We start from the raw sequence: 14,025 nt of genomic DNA, 5'->3' as shown, positions 1-14,025 counted from the left end.
GTTTTGTTTGCGATATTACTTACTGCTCGAATGCCCATTTTAATAAATCATCCTGCAAGCGCCGTCCGCTACCCTGAGCTTCCCGCCCATTATGCAATAACACGATGACCAGACGCTTACCGCTGCGGGTCAACATATACCCCGCGATAGCCGTGGCATCCTTCAGCGTCCCGGTTTTCAGGTGGCTGCGCCCGCGCAAGTCATCGTCCTTGAAACGGCTTGCCAATGTGCCGTCTTCCCCCAATAGCGGCAACGATGCCATGAATTCCGGCATGTACGGATCACGCCATGCCATTTCCAATAATTCACCCAACTGCTTGGCACTGATGCGTTCGGAACGTGATAAGCCGGAACCGTTTTCCACTAACATACCAGTGTAGTCGATACCGGCTTTTTTGAGCATATCGGCAGTCGCTATCCGGCTTTTATCCAAGGTCGCGGGCGCTCCCAGCACTTTCGCGCCAATGGTGAGGAACACATTGCGCGTCATGACATTATTGCTCCACTTATTGATGAAGCGGATTTGTTCCCCCAAAGTACGCGATTCGTGGGTATGCAATAACACATCGCCTTCCCGCACCTGCCCGATTTGCAAAGAGCCGCCGAACTTACCGCCTTGCGACTGCCACACATCCCGAAATGCATTGAAGACATGCTCCTCAGGGGTGGACAACACCCGCAGCACAAAGTTTTTCCCGCAATCTGCCGAATACGCGCCGGAAACCTTAAGCGCCGTGCCTGTTGGCGTAAAGTCCGGCTGGTAATGCCCCTTACGGCAACCACCTTTTGCCAACACCATGCTGTTATCCAATTGCAAACCGGGAATCAGCGGGAATGGTGCAATCGCCACCTTGCCCGTGGCTTGGTCGGCTTCCAATAGAAAACGGTTCGCCTGAAAGTTAAACATTAACGCCGACGGCTGGGCGTTGTAGACACGGGTTGGTTCATTATCGAAAGCCGCCGGGTCGTAATCGGGAATGCTGAAATAACTGTTATCCACCACCAATTGCCCGCGAATGTCTTTCAAACCTTTCAGTTGCAAATCGTGCAGCAATTGCCAAAAAGCTTCATCGGTCAGAAACGGGTCGCCGTAACCTTTTAAGATCAAATCACCGTTAAGAATACCGTCTTTTAATTCACCGCGTGTCCAAGCTTCGGTTTTCCAGGTATAGCTGGGGCTAAGTAGCTTAAGCGCTGTCCAAGTCGTCAGCAATTTCATCACCGAAGCGGGGTTACGCAGCACCTTATCGTTATGCACCACCATCGGTAAATTGGCGTTCAAATCGCGGATGTATACACTCAGGTTTTCAGAGGGAATGTTGGCTTGCTGCATCCACGCCTGAATATCAGCGGGTAAATCCGCTGTTTGTTGATGCCTAATCAGGGCAAGTTCAGCCGGTTGTGGTGCGGGGCGGGCAGGAACAGGCAACGGCGGCTCTTGCGCACCAACCTTGCCTAAGCTCACGCATAGCCCCAGCGTGATGAATAATTTTTTCAACATAATGCATTCGTTGTGGTTTTAAGTGTCTGGTTGAAGGTCGGCTAATTCTAGCACTTCAATGCCCGCAACGGTGTAATGCCAACGCAAATCAAAATCGTAGAGGCGCATGGCGTATACCCTGTCCACCACTTGCCCATGCTGGTAAGAAGGGCGCGGGTCTTGACTCAGAATCTGCTCAATCAATACACGCACATCGGTGTGCCATTGCGCTTGTTTTTGTGCACATTGCTGGCTGGCTTGGGCAGAAAACACCACCGGCTGCGGCGCAAGTGGTGCATCCGGCGCAAAGCCTGCCCGCGCTTGCGGCAACGCATCCGCATACGGCAGGTACGGTTTAATATCCAGAATCGGCGTGCCATCCAGCAAATCTGCCCCGGCGAGTTCCAGGGTGATGTTACTCCCTGAGACCTGAATCCCGCATAACTCAGCCACCGTAAGACCAATCGGGTTGGGGCGAAACGTGGAACGGGTGGCGAATACACCCAGCCGTGCATTACCGCCGAGACGCGGCGGGCGCACCGTGGGTTTCCAGCCTTGCGCTTGCGTACCGTGGAAGACGAAGATTAACCAGACGTGGGAAAAACCTTCGAGTCCGCGCACCGTTTCGGGCAGGTTGTACGGGGGCAAGAGCGTGAGGGTGGAACGAGCGGCTGTGACCAAACCGGGTTGGCGGGGGATACCGAATTTTTCTTTGTAGGGGGAGGTGATGGTGGCGATGGGGTGAAACGAGTACTTCATCTTTACAACAGCCCCCGCAACTTCGCCCACACAATCCCCATGTACTCATACGCCACCCGTCGCGCCATCAGCACATTATCACTATCAGGGAATAGATCAGCCGGTTGCCACCCTGCATTCGTTTGCGCGAGATAATGGGCTGGCGCAGGCACGACATTCACCCCCGCCAACCTGAACAAACCCACTGCACGCGGCATATGCGAAGCTGATGTTACGAGCAGCACTGTGTCATCACCCACCATTTGCCGAATAATGACTGCTTGGGTTTCAGTATCCGGCGACTCCTCATCCACCCGAATATCCGCCGGATTCACCCCCAGTGACACAGCCATTTCACGCATGGATTCCGCATCCGAACCAGAGCCAAACACGCGCCCGCCGGAAACCAATAATGTCGCCCCCGGCAGTTGCCGATACAAACGAATGCCCTCCACCAAACGCCCTAACGATGCCTCACTCAAACGCGCATGGAGCGGAATTGCCGCATCAGAAAATGTACCGCCACCCAGCACCGCGACCCATTTAGCATCCCCCACCACAGCAGTCACGGGTGGATATTCATGCTCCAACGCTTTCAAAGCAGGCGCAAACCCCCAACCATAGCTCACAGCCAGCAACAATACCGAACCCGCCGTGACCAAAACCTTGCCGGTTTTCTGCCGGTGCGTAAACCACAACAGCACCAAACCGATCAGCAGCAGCAACACACACAACGACAGCGGCATAATGGCGTTAGACACCAGTTTTTTGAACAAAAACAAATCAATATTCACGCTTGCCCCGGCCCGATGTTCTGCAACTCACGCAAGCCAGCCCCCGCCAGCACAAACGCCTGCCCAAAACCCATCACGAAGCGCCCAGATTGTGGAACCAGCCGAAACATCACGAAATCCCCCAAGCCACGCAGCAAACCCACCACATTCCCAAACCGCACCTCCATCGCATCCAATAGCGGTGCATATTCCGCCGCTTCCCGCGCCACGACCTCCGCCACACAGCGGTAAGTCACACGAGTACGTGCAAAAATTTGCCGCGCCTCTTGCTCATCCTCAATCAGCAACACGGAAAGTTGCGGGTGTTGTAGAATTTCCTGCGTATGGCTGGATAGCCGACTCACGAAAATATAGAAATTACCCGCGTCGTCCTGCACGAATGGCGCATAACTGATCGAAGGCTCACCCACGGCATCCAAGGTCGCCATTTGCAGGGTTTTTGCACGTTTCAGTAGTTGCCCCAGTATTTCCTCAGGGTTCTTGCTCATGACATTTCTCCTCAAATAAGCTCATTATGCAACTCGTCGGTTCGCTTTGCGTGATGCTTGTTTACGGGAGCATCATTTAGTTGCAACTTTTTTCCATTTCAAACCTCTACATAACTATAACAATACATCACTTAGGAGCTGAACCATGCTTAAGGCATTTTTTTCCTCATTGGCAGGACAACTCGTCGGCGTATTGGTGCTGTTGAGCATCATTTCCGCTTGTAGCTTTGACGCTAAAGAACCTGCGCCCAGTATCACGTTGGCGAATACTAGCTGGGTCTTGAAAACCTTGGATGGCAAACCCGTCACCACTGACCGATTACCCACGATTCAGTTTGATGACACGCGCATGAATGGCTATTCCGGTTGCAACCAGTTTTTCGGGAATTACACCAGCAGCAATGATGGCATTTTCACCACCAGTGCGGTAGGCGCAACCAAAATGGCTTGTCTTGATGACAAAAATGCCGTGGAACAACAATTTTTCGCCCAGTTGGAAAAGGCAAACAAATATTCTGTCACCCGCGAGCAACTCCATCTTTTGGATAACGGGCGCAATATTTTGATGGTTTTTAATGCAGAAAAACCCGTGCCCGACAAGACAAAATAAAATTTTTACCGTTTATCATAAAAATAAAATAGGCTGGCATCCGCACACTAGATGACCAGCCCTAGCTTTCCTAGACTGATACCAACATTTACATAATAACGGTTTCAGTCATGCCCAAGATTCTGTCACTACGCACCTTGCTGCACTACGCCACCCTACTCTGTGCGCTTACACACTTGCCAGCCAATGCAGGCAACCTTGATCCGCTTAGCCCCGCTGAAATAGCACGCGCCACCCAACAAGCCAATGTTGCCGCTCCGCTCCCGACTACCCGCAGCGCCACAACCAATAGCACCACACCTGTGCTGGAATTGCTGCTGGTCGAACGTCACCCCAATGCCAAAGGTCAAACCGCCCGCCGGGCAGATGTGTACACCTATGACTACAGCACCAATGAAACCCTTATTGACGTGATTGACCTCGACACCAATCGCGTGATTTCCCGCAAACGTGAACAAAACCTGCAACTGCCGCTGACAGCCAACGAGTTGCAACGTGCTTCTGACCTCATCCTTGCCGACGATGAGCAGCGCAGCCTATTGGATGCCGAATTCAAACGCATCACCGGGCAACCCCTCAATAACCCCGCACAGCAATTACAGGTCAAAGCCTTCGTCTTTCACGCCTCCAGCCTGCCGGAACAGCTTAACGCAGCGTCCCAACAATGCGGCTTGCACCGGTGCGCCCAAGTGCTGCTCTACACCGCCGATTCAGTGGTGTTTGAAGTCAGCCCCATCGTCAACCTGTCCGCAGGCGTGATTACGCAAACCATCGGCTTCTAAGGGAACCCCACCATGCAATACCGCACTCCCCTGCTGACACTTAGTCTGCTAATCGCATGGCAAAACCCCGTGTTTGCTGCCCCCGGCAACACCTGCACCGGGCAAGCACTCAGCAAAACCTTTGCGTCTGGCGCAAGCTGGAATCTCTGCTGGGAACCCCGCCAAGCCGAAGGCATTGTCTTGTCGCAAGTCACCTACAAAGCCCCCAACCACGCCGCACGGCGTGTACTGGGCGAAGCCGCGCTCTCCCAAGTGGAAACCGCGCTGGATGACGGCTCAGTAGCCCCCTTATTTCTGACTACCGAAGCCGGTTTCGGTGGCAATAATCTGCAAACCCTGAATGCCGCCGCCTGCACTAACGGCACATTACACGCCACCAGTGGGCGGAATGTGTTGTGTGACACCACCCGCAACCACGGCTATTCCTACAAATACACCACCCAACGCCAAGGGCAATTGTGGGAACTGAGCAGTCACTCGCAAATCGGCTCGCGCAATTACGCAGTACGCTGGCGCTTTTACGAAAACGGCACGATTGAACCCAGCCTCGGCTTAAGCGGTGAATTACCCGTCGTTGATGCCAGCGCCACCCAATACGGCTGGCCCGCCATGCAAAGCGGCAAGATCGCCACCGGCTTCACCGATCACGCCCTCTGGCGCTTGGATTTCGACCTCGACACCACCCATGCGAATGATGTGGTGGAAGAAATCATCAGCACCCCCAGTGCCGATCGCTTACGCAAAACCAAAACCATCACCCGACTCAACACCGAAACCGGGCGCAACTTTGACCCCGAAACCAAACGTTTCTGGCGCATCCGCGATGGCATTCTCACCAATGGCAGTGTCGGGCAAATCTCCTACGAACTGATCCCCAACCGTTATGACCACAGCCGCGCCAATAGCAGCAATACCCCTTGGCTGGCAAATGACGTGTTTTTTACCCGTTATAACGCCTGTGAAAAACACGCTGCCAATAACCCCACCAGCAATTGCACCGCCAATGTCAGCCAGTTTGTTAACGCTGAAAGCCTCAACCAACAGGACATCGTGGTGTGGTACAAACAAAGTTACCACCACCTCCCACGTAGCGAAGACAGCAATCGCATCGGTACTGTGTGGAGCAGTTTCCAACTGTTACCGCGTGACTGGCACTCCACCAACCCCTTCTGATAGTGAGAACGATAACAATGAAATCATCAGTTTATGCCTATGCCGCCACTGCCCTGCTGGCACTCGGCAACTGTTTACCTAACAGCGTGCAAGCAGCCGAATTTTGCGCCGATCAGTATTACGTTGAAGCCACCCTGCCCAATCAATCACGTTGGGATATGTGCTGGGAACACCGTAACCGCGAAGGCATTGTGTTGCACAATATCCATTACACGCCCAAAAACGGCACGCGCCGCATGGTGTTGTATCAAGCAGCCGTGGCGCAAATCCACGTTCCCTACGACGACAATGGCGCACGCTATCATGACGTATCTGACTATGGCTTAGGCGGTAATTACATGTCCGCGTTGACGGCACAAGAATGCGTCGGTGGGCAATTGCTCAGCTATTCCGGCAAAAATGTGCTGTGCCAGCAAGTCACCCCCCGCGATGATGCTTACAGCGTCGACAACGACCGCTTGCAAGGCGATGCCCTGAGCCTGTTCAGCGTTGCCGCCATCGGGGCGTATAACTACATCCCCCAATGGCGCTTTCTGGATGACGGCGCTATCGAACCCAGTATCGGTGCGACCGGTGCGCTGCAACGCTTTGGCGCAGCCAACATTGCCGAACACGGCTGGCTCTTGGAAAGCAATAAAGTCGGGATTGCGCACTTACACAATTTCTTCTGGAAACTGGACTTCGACCTCGGTGGCACCGGCAATGATGATGTAGTGGAAGAAATCAACTACACCCAAAACGCCGGGAAACTAACCCGCGCCAACACCCCCTTCACCAGCGAAGCCGCCCGTTCCGTCAACCCTGCCACCTTACGCAGTTGGCGTGTCATGGATGGCAGCCTGAAAAACAGCAAAGGCTTAGCGCTTTCCTACGAAATCCAGCTCCCCGAATCGGTGCAACGTGACGTTGGCCCCAGCACCGAACCGTTCACCCACAACGATTTCTACGTCACCAAGCAAAAAAGCTGTGAATTATTTGCCTCCCACAATCCTACCACCAACGGCTGTGCAGAAAACCTGAGCGCGTTTGTGAATAATGAGAGCCTCGGCGGACAAGACATTGTGGTATGGCCTTCCACCACTTTCTACCACATGCCACGTGCCGAAGATGCACCGCGTATGGATACCCACTGGAGCCACATCCGCGTCATTCCGCGTGACTGGCATGACAAAAACCCCTTGAGCACTAGCGCCGAAACCACGGCTGATACCACACCTCCACCGCCGCCGCCTGCAAATGGCACCGTGTCGAATAATGCCAATGGCATCAGCGTCAACGGCAACCTCAACGACTGGACAAGCCTGACCTCGTTTGGGAGGGATCCCGATGACGTAAGCGGTACTAACAACAAGCTCAACTGGCTGGAAGCGTGGGCAGCCAATGATGCTGACCGTATTTACCTGGCCTACCAAACCAAAGATAACATCGACACCAGCGGTTTCTGGGGTTATCAGGCGTATTTGGATACCGACGCCAGCACCACCAGCGGCTACCGTACCGGTGCACTGGGCGCAGACTATTTGCTGGAAGGCGCAAACCTGTGGCGTTATACCGGTAATGGCACAAGCTGGAGTTGGGCATACCAAGGCCGTATGACATCACAAACCAGTGGCACTGCCGCAGAATTCAGCTTCCCGCGTAGCTGGTTGGGCAATAGCAGCGAATTCCGCTTACTCTTCTGGGGTAATAATGCTGCGTTTGGTGGGGATGCAAAAGACGTTTACCCCGATGGCGCGTTCAACACCACCAGCACCACTCGCTATTTCACCTATAAAATGTACACGCCCACCGGCACAGGTACAGCAACCAGCATTAGCAATCCTGCCGCCAATCTCAGCATCAATGGCAATCTGAGTGACTGGAACAGCCTGACCTCTTTCGGGATTGATCCAATAGACGTAGCCGGTGCCAATAATCCACTCGACTGGCAAGAAGGCTGGCTGGCGCACGACAGCAGCAACGTCTACCTTGCTTACCGCACCCTCAATGCGGTGGATACCAGCAAGTTATGGGCATACCAAGTCTATTTCGACACGGATAGCAATAGCACCACCGGCTACGACAATGGCGCAGTAGGAGCCGAATACATGCTGGAAGGGCGCACGCTCTGGCGCTATACCGGCGACGGCGACAGTTGGAGCTGGGTACCGCAAGGCAGCACCACCAACGCCTTCAGCGGACAAACGGCGGAATTCAGTTTCCCGCGTAGCTGGCTGGGCAGCACCACCAACTTACGCCTGATGTTCCGGGGCAACAATGCTGTCTTTGGTGGCACGACTGAAGACGTTTATCCGAATGCTTCGGCAAACCCACGCTATTTCGCGTATCGTTTCCAGTAATACTTCGGACAACTTGAGCACACAACCATGCTAACAAAACTGCTCACCCTGACACTCAGCCTGCTCTTGGTAGGCTGCCAGGACAGCACCGCGAATATTGCTTGGCAACTCAAACAAGCCAGCAGCAAAGCGCTGTACCAAGCCACCCTGACCTGTGCCGCGCCCCCCAGCGTTGGTACATTTCAGGAGTGCCGCTTGCAAGTGGACAGCCCGCAAGCCCTGCCCGCCGACCTCATCATTGCCGTGGATGGTGGAATGCCTTCCCACGGGCATGGCTTACCCACCGCCCCGCAAGCCGTACCAACGGGCAAACCCGGTGAGTTCCGCATCGACGGTTTGAAATACAGTATGCCGGGAGAATGGGTGCTAGGTTTCTTACTGCATTCGGACACTACGCCCGCTGCACAAGACAAAATCGTGTTTTGGTTCACGTTATGAAATACCTTGCCTGCTTACTATTGCTGACAGCGTTGCTAGGCATGAGCGGTAGCCACAACACCAACCGGCAATGGACGGCAGCAGAACTCGCCAAGCTGCAATCCCTTACGTTGGCAAACTTACCTCCGGTAACTGACCCCAGCAACCGCTTTGCGCAACACCCACAAGCACTGGCACTGGGGCGTGACTTGTTTTTCGACCGCCGTCTGAGTCGTAATGGCAAGATTGCCTGCGCCACCTGTCACCAGCCGAATAAAGCTTTCAGTGATGGCAAACCGGTAGCCGTCGCCTTGGCAACCGGCACACGCAACACCCCCGCCCTGCTCGGTGTTGCCCATCAAGACTGGTTTTTCTGGGACGGGCGCAAAGACAGCCTCTGGTCACAAGCCTTAGAACCGCTGGAAAACCCCGCCGAACACGGCTTAACCCGCACCGAACTAGTGCATTTTCTGCTCGCCGACGCGCACTATCAGCCCCAATACCAAGCCTTACTGGGAAATATTGCAACAGCGGATACGCTCCAACAGCCGCCTACAGCCGCCTCACCCCAAGGTGATTTGGCACAATTACAAGCATGGAAACAGATGCCACAAGCCCAACGGGAACAGATTGACGCCGTATTCGCTGCCACGGGCAAATTCCTCGCCACTTATGTCAGCAGCCTCAACCTTGCCCCGAATAAGCTGGACACCCTCACCCAGCACCCCGCCGCACTCACCCCTAGCGAAAGTGCCGGAGCAAAACTGTTTATCGGCAAAGCACAATGCATCCTCTGCCATTCCGGTGCCTTGCTTAGCAACCAAACCTTCCAAAATATCGGCACGGGTATTCCCGGTAAAGACAGCGGACGCGCTGCCGTGCTGGATACGCTGCGCACCGACCGCTTCAATTGCCAAGGCAAACACAGCGACGCACCAGTGGAAACCTGTACCGAACTGCAATTCCTGACCCGCAGCCGCCATGCCGTCAGTGGCGCGTTTAAAGTACCGAGCTTGCGCAACGTGGCACAGACTGCGCCTTATTTTCATGACGGACGCTTCGCCACTTTAGAACAAGTCATCGACTACTACACGCAAGCCGCGCAACCCAACACGAAAGACGGCAACGACCTCCCCCTCATTCAGCTCGACGCTACCGAAATACAACAACTGGTCGCATTTCTTAACGTGTTATAGCCATACGCCAAAACGCCCGCATATGCGGGCGTTTCACTGTCAGCAAAGCAGCATACATTTTAGCTTTCAGCCATCAATGCCTGATACTTTAACTGTAACTGTTCTTTGGATTCCTTGTGATCAGGGTCAAGCGGAATGCAATCCACCGGACACACCGACACACATTGCGGCTCATCGTAATGCCCGACGCATTCGGTGCAACGTTTCGGGTCAATCACATAAATTTCATCACCGGCGGAAATGGCGTTATTCGGGCACTCTGGCTCGCAAACATCGCAGTTAATGCATTCGTCAGTAATCATCAATGCCATAAAATTTTTCCTCTCGAATAGCTGTGTGGGGCGATTCTATCAATCTGCCCTGAAAGATAACATTAACTTCCGTCAAAATAACAATACTCAGACTTTTTCTAGTTCAACCCACGCTCACTGCGAATTTGTACTATTTTGTGCTTCAGTTCCGCCAGCACATGCGGTGCCACAAAGCGCGACACATCGCCATTCAAGATTGCCACTTCCTTCACCAAGGTCGACGAAATGAAAGAGAAACTTTCACCCGGCATTAAAAACACCGACTCCACGTCCGGCGCAAGGCTGCGATTCATGCTGGCTAACTGGAATTCAAACTCGAAATCGGAAACCGCCCGCATCCCCCGGATCAAAACCCGTGCATTCTGTTCACGCGCAAAATCGACCAGCAACCCCTCAAAGCCTCTCACTGTTACCTGCGTATCCAGATGTTGCTCGACCAATTCGTGCTGAATCATGGCAACGCGCTCTTCTAAGGAAAATAGCGGTTTCTTTTTAGGGTTGGATGCCACCCCCACCACCACCCGCGCGCACAACTTGCTGGCACGCTTGATCAAATCAAGATGCCCTTTGGTGATCGGGTCAAACGTCCCCGGATAGACAGCGGTAATTTCCATAAATACAGGCCACCTTGGTTAATCATGACAGGCTTAGGGATAACCCTAGTTAACGTCCTTGTAACACTTTATGGTGCAACGCACAATAGGTTTCTTACCAGACTGCACCTTTCATGCGCCACGTTGAGGCATGAGCTGCACCAACAAGAACAAAATACTCGCGGATACCACAATACTAGGGCCAGTCGGGGTATCCAATTGCAAGGAAAGCCCCATGCCAGCCAGTAATGCACACACCCCGACCACCACAGCAAACAGTGCCATTTGTTCCGGGGTACGCGCCAAACGCCGCGCCGTTGCCGCCGGAATAATCAGCAAAGCCGTCAACAGCAACACGCCCACGACCTTCATCGCCACCGCCACCATTAACGCAATCAACAGCATGTAAACCGCACTGATCCGCCAAACCTTCACCCCCTCCACTTGCGCCAATTCCGCGTGGACACTCAGGGACAACAGCGGTCGCCAAATCCACACCATGACTCCGACGACCACTAACGCCAAACTCCAAGTCAATACAATATCCGAGTGCGTTACTGCGAGAATATCACCAAACAGATACGCCATGAGATCAACCCTGACATTTGGTAGGAATGTCAACGCCACCGTACCCAACGCCAATGCACTGTGACCAATAATACTCAGCAAGGTATCACTGCCTAAGGCGGGATTATGTTGCACATACAACATCAGCAACGCCACGACCACACACACCGCAATCACCCACAGATTCAAGCTCATGCCTGTCATCAAGCCCAATGCCACACCCAATAGCGCCGAGTGCGACAAGGTATCGCCAAAATACGCCATGCGCCGCCACAACAGGAATACGCCCAGCAAACCGCTCATCAACACCACCGCCAAGCCCGCGAGTAGCGCCCGTGTGATAAAATCATCCATGCTTATGTTCCTGCTGAGCGGCTGGCAATGGCACAATGCACCCGTGCATATCGTGCTGATGGTCATGATGGTGGGTGTAAACCGCCAAACCCGCCGGGCGCAAATCCCCAAACAGACGTAAATATTCGGGGTGGCGCGACACCGCTTCCGGCTGCCCCGAACAGCAAATATGCTGATTCAAGCACAACACCTGATCGGTTGCCGCCATCACTAGATGCAAATCGTGCGACACCATCAGTACCCCGTACCCGTGTACCAGTTTCAAGCGGTTGATAAGCTGGTACAAATCACTCAACCCAGTCACATCGACCCCTTGCCCCGGCTCATCCAACACCAGCAATTGCGGTTTATTCAGCAATGCCCGCGCCAGCAACACCCGCTGTAATTCCCCACCGGAAAGCGATTGCACCGCTTGTGGCAGTAAATCCTCAACCCCAACCTCCACCGCACTTTCGCGCACCGCAGCGGCATTATGCCGGGGCAAATTCAAACCAATAAAACGCGCCACCGTCAGCGGTAACAAACGATCAAGGTGAAATTTTTGCGGCACATACCCCACGCGCAACCCCGGCATTCGCCACACCGTGCCACGCTCAGGTGCTTGCAAACCCAGCAAGATTTTCAGCACGGTGGATTTACCCGCACCATTGGGGCCAATTAAGGTCAACACACTTTCCGGGTACACTTCGAGGCTAACATCGTGCAAAATCACCCGTTGTCCGAAGTTCAAGCCGATGTGCGATAACTTTGCTAATACAGTTTGTGTGGTGGACATGCCTGCCAACATAATTAAAGAGTGAAAAAATGCTGCGTATTCTAACGATTTTGCTGCTGTTATGCTTACCCGTTTTGCAGTCATGCCAAGTGGAACCACCCGCCAAACCCGTAATTGTCAGCACCATCAAACCCATTCACGCGCTGGTGTACGCGATTGCTGGCGGCGAAAATAGCCCATTGGAAATCCGTCAACTGTTGCCCGATGGCGCATCCCCACACCATTACGCCCTCAAACCGTCGGACATGCGCACGCTGGAAACGGCTCGCGTGGTATTCCGCATCGGCAGTGGGCTGGAAACATTTCTCGACAAACCGTTAGCGACCGCCATCCCCACCAGAGCGGTGATTACCTTTGCGGACACAACGGGCATTCAAGCACTTGGCTCGCGCCATCAACACGGCGATGACCACGCGGGACACGCCGCAAACAGCGCCGATCTGCACTTATGGTTAAACCCGGTGAATGCCATTGCCATGAGCCGGGAAATTGCCCGCGCCCTGAGTGCCGCCGATAGCGCCCACCAAGCCGACTATCTCGCCAATGCCCAGCAACTGATTGCGCAAATTGAAGCCACCGATGCGCGTATCCGTCAACAACTTGCCCCGTTAAGCCAACAACCTTACCTGAGCTTTCACGATGCTTGGCAACACTTTGACACCCATTACGGCTTGAATTTTGCGGGTGCGGTGACGCTGGATATTTCCCGCTTGCCGGGTGCACGCCATGTACAGGATATTCGCAAGATTATTGAGGAAAAACGGGCAGTTTGCTTGTTTCAAGAGCCGCAGTTTTCACCTGCTATGGTCAAAACCTTGGTGGAAGGTAGCAACATTCGCCTTGGCGAACTCGACCCCTTGGGAATGGAATTAACGCTGGATAAAGACACCTACCCGACGTTACTGCAAACCGCAGCGGATAGTTTTCAGCAATGCCTCGGCGGAAAAGCCGCTCAGTAAATCCCCAAATCCATCAAGTGGTTAGATTCGCGGCGACTTTCGCGCAATGCACCGCCAATGTATTCGTAACGCTGTGCCGTATGATGCCCATACGTTTGCTGTTGTTGGTAAACGCTGACACGGAAGGCACAACCACCGCGTAACATCACAATATTCGCGTCATTCATCTTGAGTTGCGCATTGGCTCCACGCACTGTGTGTACTATGTCATCCACAAACACGATGTCGCCGCGTTTGAGAATACGTGACTCGCCGCCGCTATTACGTGCCGTCACCTTGCCGCGCTTCGACAACACAACACCGGCTTCGTGGTGTTCTGTGGTGCTATTGGGTGCTGGCATAAACTACTCCGTCTGCTGTTAGTTGAATGGATTCACGGCTGTTGCATCCCTTAAGAATAGCCCAGCCTGCGTGCCAAACAGGTTTTTTTCGGCGTAAAAAAGCTGAAG

At 53.7% G+C, this 14,025-nt stretch carries 16 protein-coding genes; 7 read left to right on the top strand and 9 right to left on the bottom strand.

Annotated elements, in window-relative coordinates; translation table 11 throughout:
* Positions 1-19: 19 nt before the first annotated feature.
* Genes dacB through L2Y54_RS07190 form a run of 4 tightly spaced genes read right to left on the bottom strand, consistent with a single transcriptional unit; the run spans position 20 to position 3,500 of the window.
* On the bottom strand, positions 20-1,501 hold the full coding sequence (gene dacB / locus L2Y54_RS07205; protein ID WP_236501156.1) for a D-alanyl-D-alanine carboxypeptidase/D-alanyl-D-alanine endopeptidase: 1,482 nt from the start codon (positions 1,499-1,501) through the stop codon (positions 20-22).
* 18 nt (positions 1,502-1,519) lie between these two features.
* On the bottom strand, positions 1,520-2,239 hold the full coding sequence (tsaA, locus tag L2Y54_RS07200; protein ID WP_236501155.1) for a tRNA (N6-threonylcarbamoyladenosine(37)-N6)-methyltransferase TrmO: 720 nt from the start codon (positions 2,237-2,239) through the stop codon (positions 1,520-1,522).
* A 2-nt stretch (positions 2,240-2,241) separates the two neighbouring features.
* On the bottom strand, positions 2,242-3,012 hold the full coding sequence (locus L2Y54_RS07195; RefSeq protein WP_236501154.1) for an ElyC/SanA/YdcF family protein: 771 nt from the start codon (positions 3,010-3,012) through the stop codon (positions 2,242-2,244).
* Positions 3,009-3,500 (bottom strand): HugZ family pyridoxamine 5'-phosphate oxidase, encoded by a 492-nt coding sequence (locus L2Y54_RS07190; RefSeq protein WP_236501153.1) that lies wholly within the window; start codon positions 3,498-3,500, stop codon positions 3,009-3,011. Before L2Y54_RS07190 ends, L2Y54_RS07195 begins: the two co-directional genes overlap by 4 nt.
* 145 nt (positions 3,501-3,645) lie before the next feature.
* On the opposite strand from L2Y54_RS07190, the gene L2Y54_RS07185 reads away from it, so the two are divergent.
* From L2Y54_RS07185 to L2Y54_RS07160, 6 genes are all read left to right on the top strand, one after another.
* On the top strand, positions 3,646-4,110 hold the full coding sequence (locus L2Y54_RS07185) for an META domain-containing protein (RefSeq protein ID WP_236501152.1): 465 nt from the start codon (positions 3,646-3,648) through the stop codon (positions 4,108-4,110).
* 110 nt (positions 4,111-4,220) lie between these two features.
* The gene (locus L2Y54_RS07180) at positions 4,221-4,892 is read left to right on the top strand and encodes a hypothetical protein (RefSeq protein ID WP_236501151.1); all 672 of its coding nucleotides are present in this window, start codon (positions 4,221-4,223) and stop codon (positions 4,890-4,892) included.
* A 12-nt stretch (positions 4,893-4,904) separates the two neighbouring features.
* Positions 4,905-6,065 carry a copper amine oxidase gene (locus tag L2Y54_RS07175; RefSeq protein ID WP_236501150.1) on the top strand — a complete coding sequence of 387 codons (1,161 nt, stop codon included), beginning with the start codon at positions 4,905-4,907 and terminating at the stop codon, positions 6,063-6,065.
* A 17-nt stretch (positions 6,066-6,082) separates the two neighbouring features.
* On the top strand, positions 6,083-8,404 hold the full coding sequence (locus L2Y54_RS07170) for a copper amine oxidase (protein WP_236501148.1): 2,322 nt from the start codon (positions 6,083-6,085) through the stop codon (positions 8,402-8,404).
* Positions 8,405-8,431: 27 nt separating this feature from the next.
* A complete protein-coding gene (locus L2Y54_RS07165) occupies positions 8,432-8,842 on the top strand; it encodes a hypothetical protein (protein ID WP_236501147.1) in 411 nt (136 codons plus the stop codon).
* On the top strand, positions 8,839-10,017 hold the full coding sequence (locus L2Y54_RS07160; RefSeq protein WP_236501145.1) for a cytochrome-c peroxidase: 1,179 nt from the start codon (positions 8,839-8,841) through the stop codon (positions 10,015-10,017). Before L2Y54_RS07165 ends, L2Y54_RS07160 begins: the two co-directional genes overlap by 4 nt.
* 59 nt (positions 10,018-10,076) lie before the next feature.
* Here the strand turns inward: L2Y54_RS07160 and L2Y54_RS07155 are convergent, their stop codons facing one another.
* The 4 genes from L2Y54_RS07155 to znuC form a co-directional block, all read right to left on the bottom strand.
* Positions 10,077-10,328 (bottom strand): YfhL family 4Fe-4S dicluster ferredoxin, encoded by a 252-nt coding sequence (locus tag L2Y54_RS07155; protein WP_236501144.1) that lies wholly within the window; start codon positions 10,326-10,328, stop codon positions 10,077-10,079.
* 98 nt (positions 10,329-10,426) lie between these two features.
* Positions 10,427-10,942, bottom strand: a complete 516-nt coding sequence (gene coaD, locus L2Y54_RS07150) for a pantetheine-phosphate adenylyltransferase (RefSeq protein WP_236501143.1) — start codon at positions 10,940-10,942, stop codon at positions 10,427-10,429.
* 111 nt (positions 10,943-11,053) lie between these two features.
* Positions 11,054-11,842, bottom strand: coding sequence for an iron chelate uptake ABC transporter family permease subunit (locus L2Y54_RS07145; RefSeq protein ID WP_236501142.1), 789 nt, complete (start codon positions 11,840-11,842; stop codon positions 11,054-11,056).
* Entirely contained in the window at positions 11,835-12,617 is a 783-nt protein-coding gene (gene znuC, locus L2Y54_RS07140) for a zinc ABC transporter ATP-binding protein ZnuC (RefSeq protein WP_236501141.1), read from the bottom strand. Before znuC ends, L2Y54_RS07145 begins: the two co-directional genes overlap by 8 nt.
* A 29-nt stretch (positions 12,618-12,646) precedes the next feature.
* Between znuC and L2Y54_RS07135 the strand changes: the two genes are divergently transcribed.
* Positions 12,647-13,576: a zinc ABC transporter substrate-binding protein gene (locus tag L2Y54_RS07135; protein ID WP_236501140.1), complete on the top strand. Its 930-nt coding sequence runs from the start codon at positions 12,647-12,649 to the stop codon at positions 13,574-13,576.
* On the opposite strand, the gene L2Y54_RS07130 is transcribed toward L2Y54_RS07135, so the two are convergent.
* On the bottom strand, positions 13,570-13,917 hold the full coding sequence (locus tag L2Y54_RS07130) for a FecR family protein (protein ID WP_236501139.1): 348 nt from the start codon (positions 13,915-13,917) through the stop codon (positions 13,570-13,572). The genes L2Y54_RS07135 and L2Y54_RS07130 overlap by 7 nt on opposite strands.
* Positions 13,918-14,025: the final 108 nt, after the last annotated feature.

Origin of the sequence: Thiothrix winogradskyi (genome assembly GCF_021650935.1) — a bacterium.
GTDB lineage: Bacteria > Pseudomonadota > Gammaproteobacteria > Thiotrichales > Thiotrichaceae > Thiothrix > Thiothrix winogradskyi.
Note: the sequence above shows the minus strand (reverse complement) of the source record. Positions and strands in the feature narration are given on the sequence as shown.

Bases quoted from the DNA above. Each gene is read 5' to 3' on its own strand.
- L2Y54_RS07170 (WP_236501148.1), top strand. From the start codon at position 6,083: ATGAAATCATCAGTTTATGCCTATGCCGCCACTGCCCTGCTGGCACTC.
- L2Y54_RS07180 (WP_236501151.1), top strand. From the start codon at position 4,221: ATGCCCAAGATTCTGTCACTACGCACCTTGCTGCACTACGCCACCCTA.
- L2Y54_RS07185 (WP_236501152.1), top strand. From the start codon at position 3,646: ATGCTTAAGGCATTTTTTTCCTCATTGGCAGGACAACTCGTCGGCGTA.
- L2Y54_RS07190 (WP_236501153.1), bottom strand. From the start codon at position 3,500: ATGAGCAAGAACCCTGAGGAAATACTGGGGCAACTACTGAAACGTGCA.
- znuC (WP_236501141.1), bottom strand. From the start codon at position 12,617: ATGTCCACCACACAAACTGTATTAGCAAAGTTATCGCACATCGGCTTG.
- tsaA (WP_236501155.1), bottom strand. From the start codon at position 2,239: ATGAAGTACTCGTTTCACCCCATCGCCACCATCACCTCCCCCTACAAA.
- L2Y54_RS07165 (WP_236501147.1), top strand. From the start codon at position 8,432: ATGCTAACAAAACTGCTCACCCTGACACTCAGCCTGCTCTTGGTAGGC.
- L2Y54_RS07160 (WP_236501145.1), top strand. From the start codon at position 8,839: ATGAAATACCTTGCCTGCTTACTATTGCTGACAGCGTTGCTAGGCATG.
- L2Y54_RS07130 (WP_236501139.1), bottom strand. From the start codon at position 13,917: ATGCCAGCACCCAATAGCACCACAGAACACCACGAAGCCGGTGTTGTG.
- L2Y54_RS07155 (WP_236501144.1), bottom strand. From the start codon at position 10,328: ATGGCATTGATGATTACTGACGAATGCATTAACTGCGATGTTTGCGAG.
- dacB (WP_236501156.1), bottom strand. From the start codon at position 1,501: ATGTTGAAAAAATTATTCATCACGCTGGGGCTATGCGTGAGCTTAGGC.
- coaD (WP_236501143.1), bottom strand. From the start codon at position 10,942: ATGGAAATTACCGCTGTCTATCCGGGGACGTTTGACCCGATCACCAAA.
- L2Y54_RS07175 (WP_236501150.1), top strand. From the start codon at position 4,905: ATGCAATACCGCACTCCCCTGCTGACACTTAGTCTGCTAATCGCATGG.
- L2Y54_RS07145 (WP_236501142.1), bottom strand. From the start codon at position 11,842: ATGGATGATTTTATCACACGGGCGCTACTCGCGGGCTTGGCGGTGGTG.
- L2Y54_RS07135 (WP_236501140.1), top strand. From the start codon at position 12,647: ATGCTGCGTATTCTAACGATTTTGCTGCTGTTATGCTTACCCGTTTTG.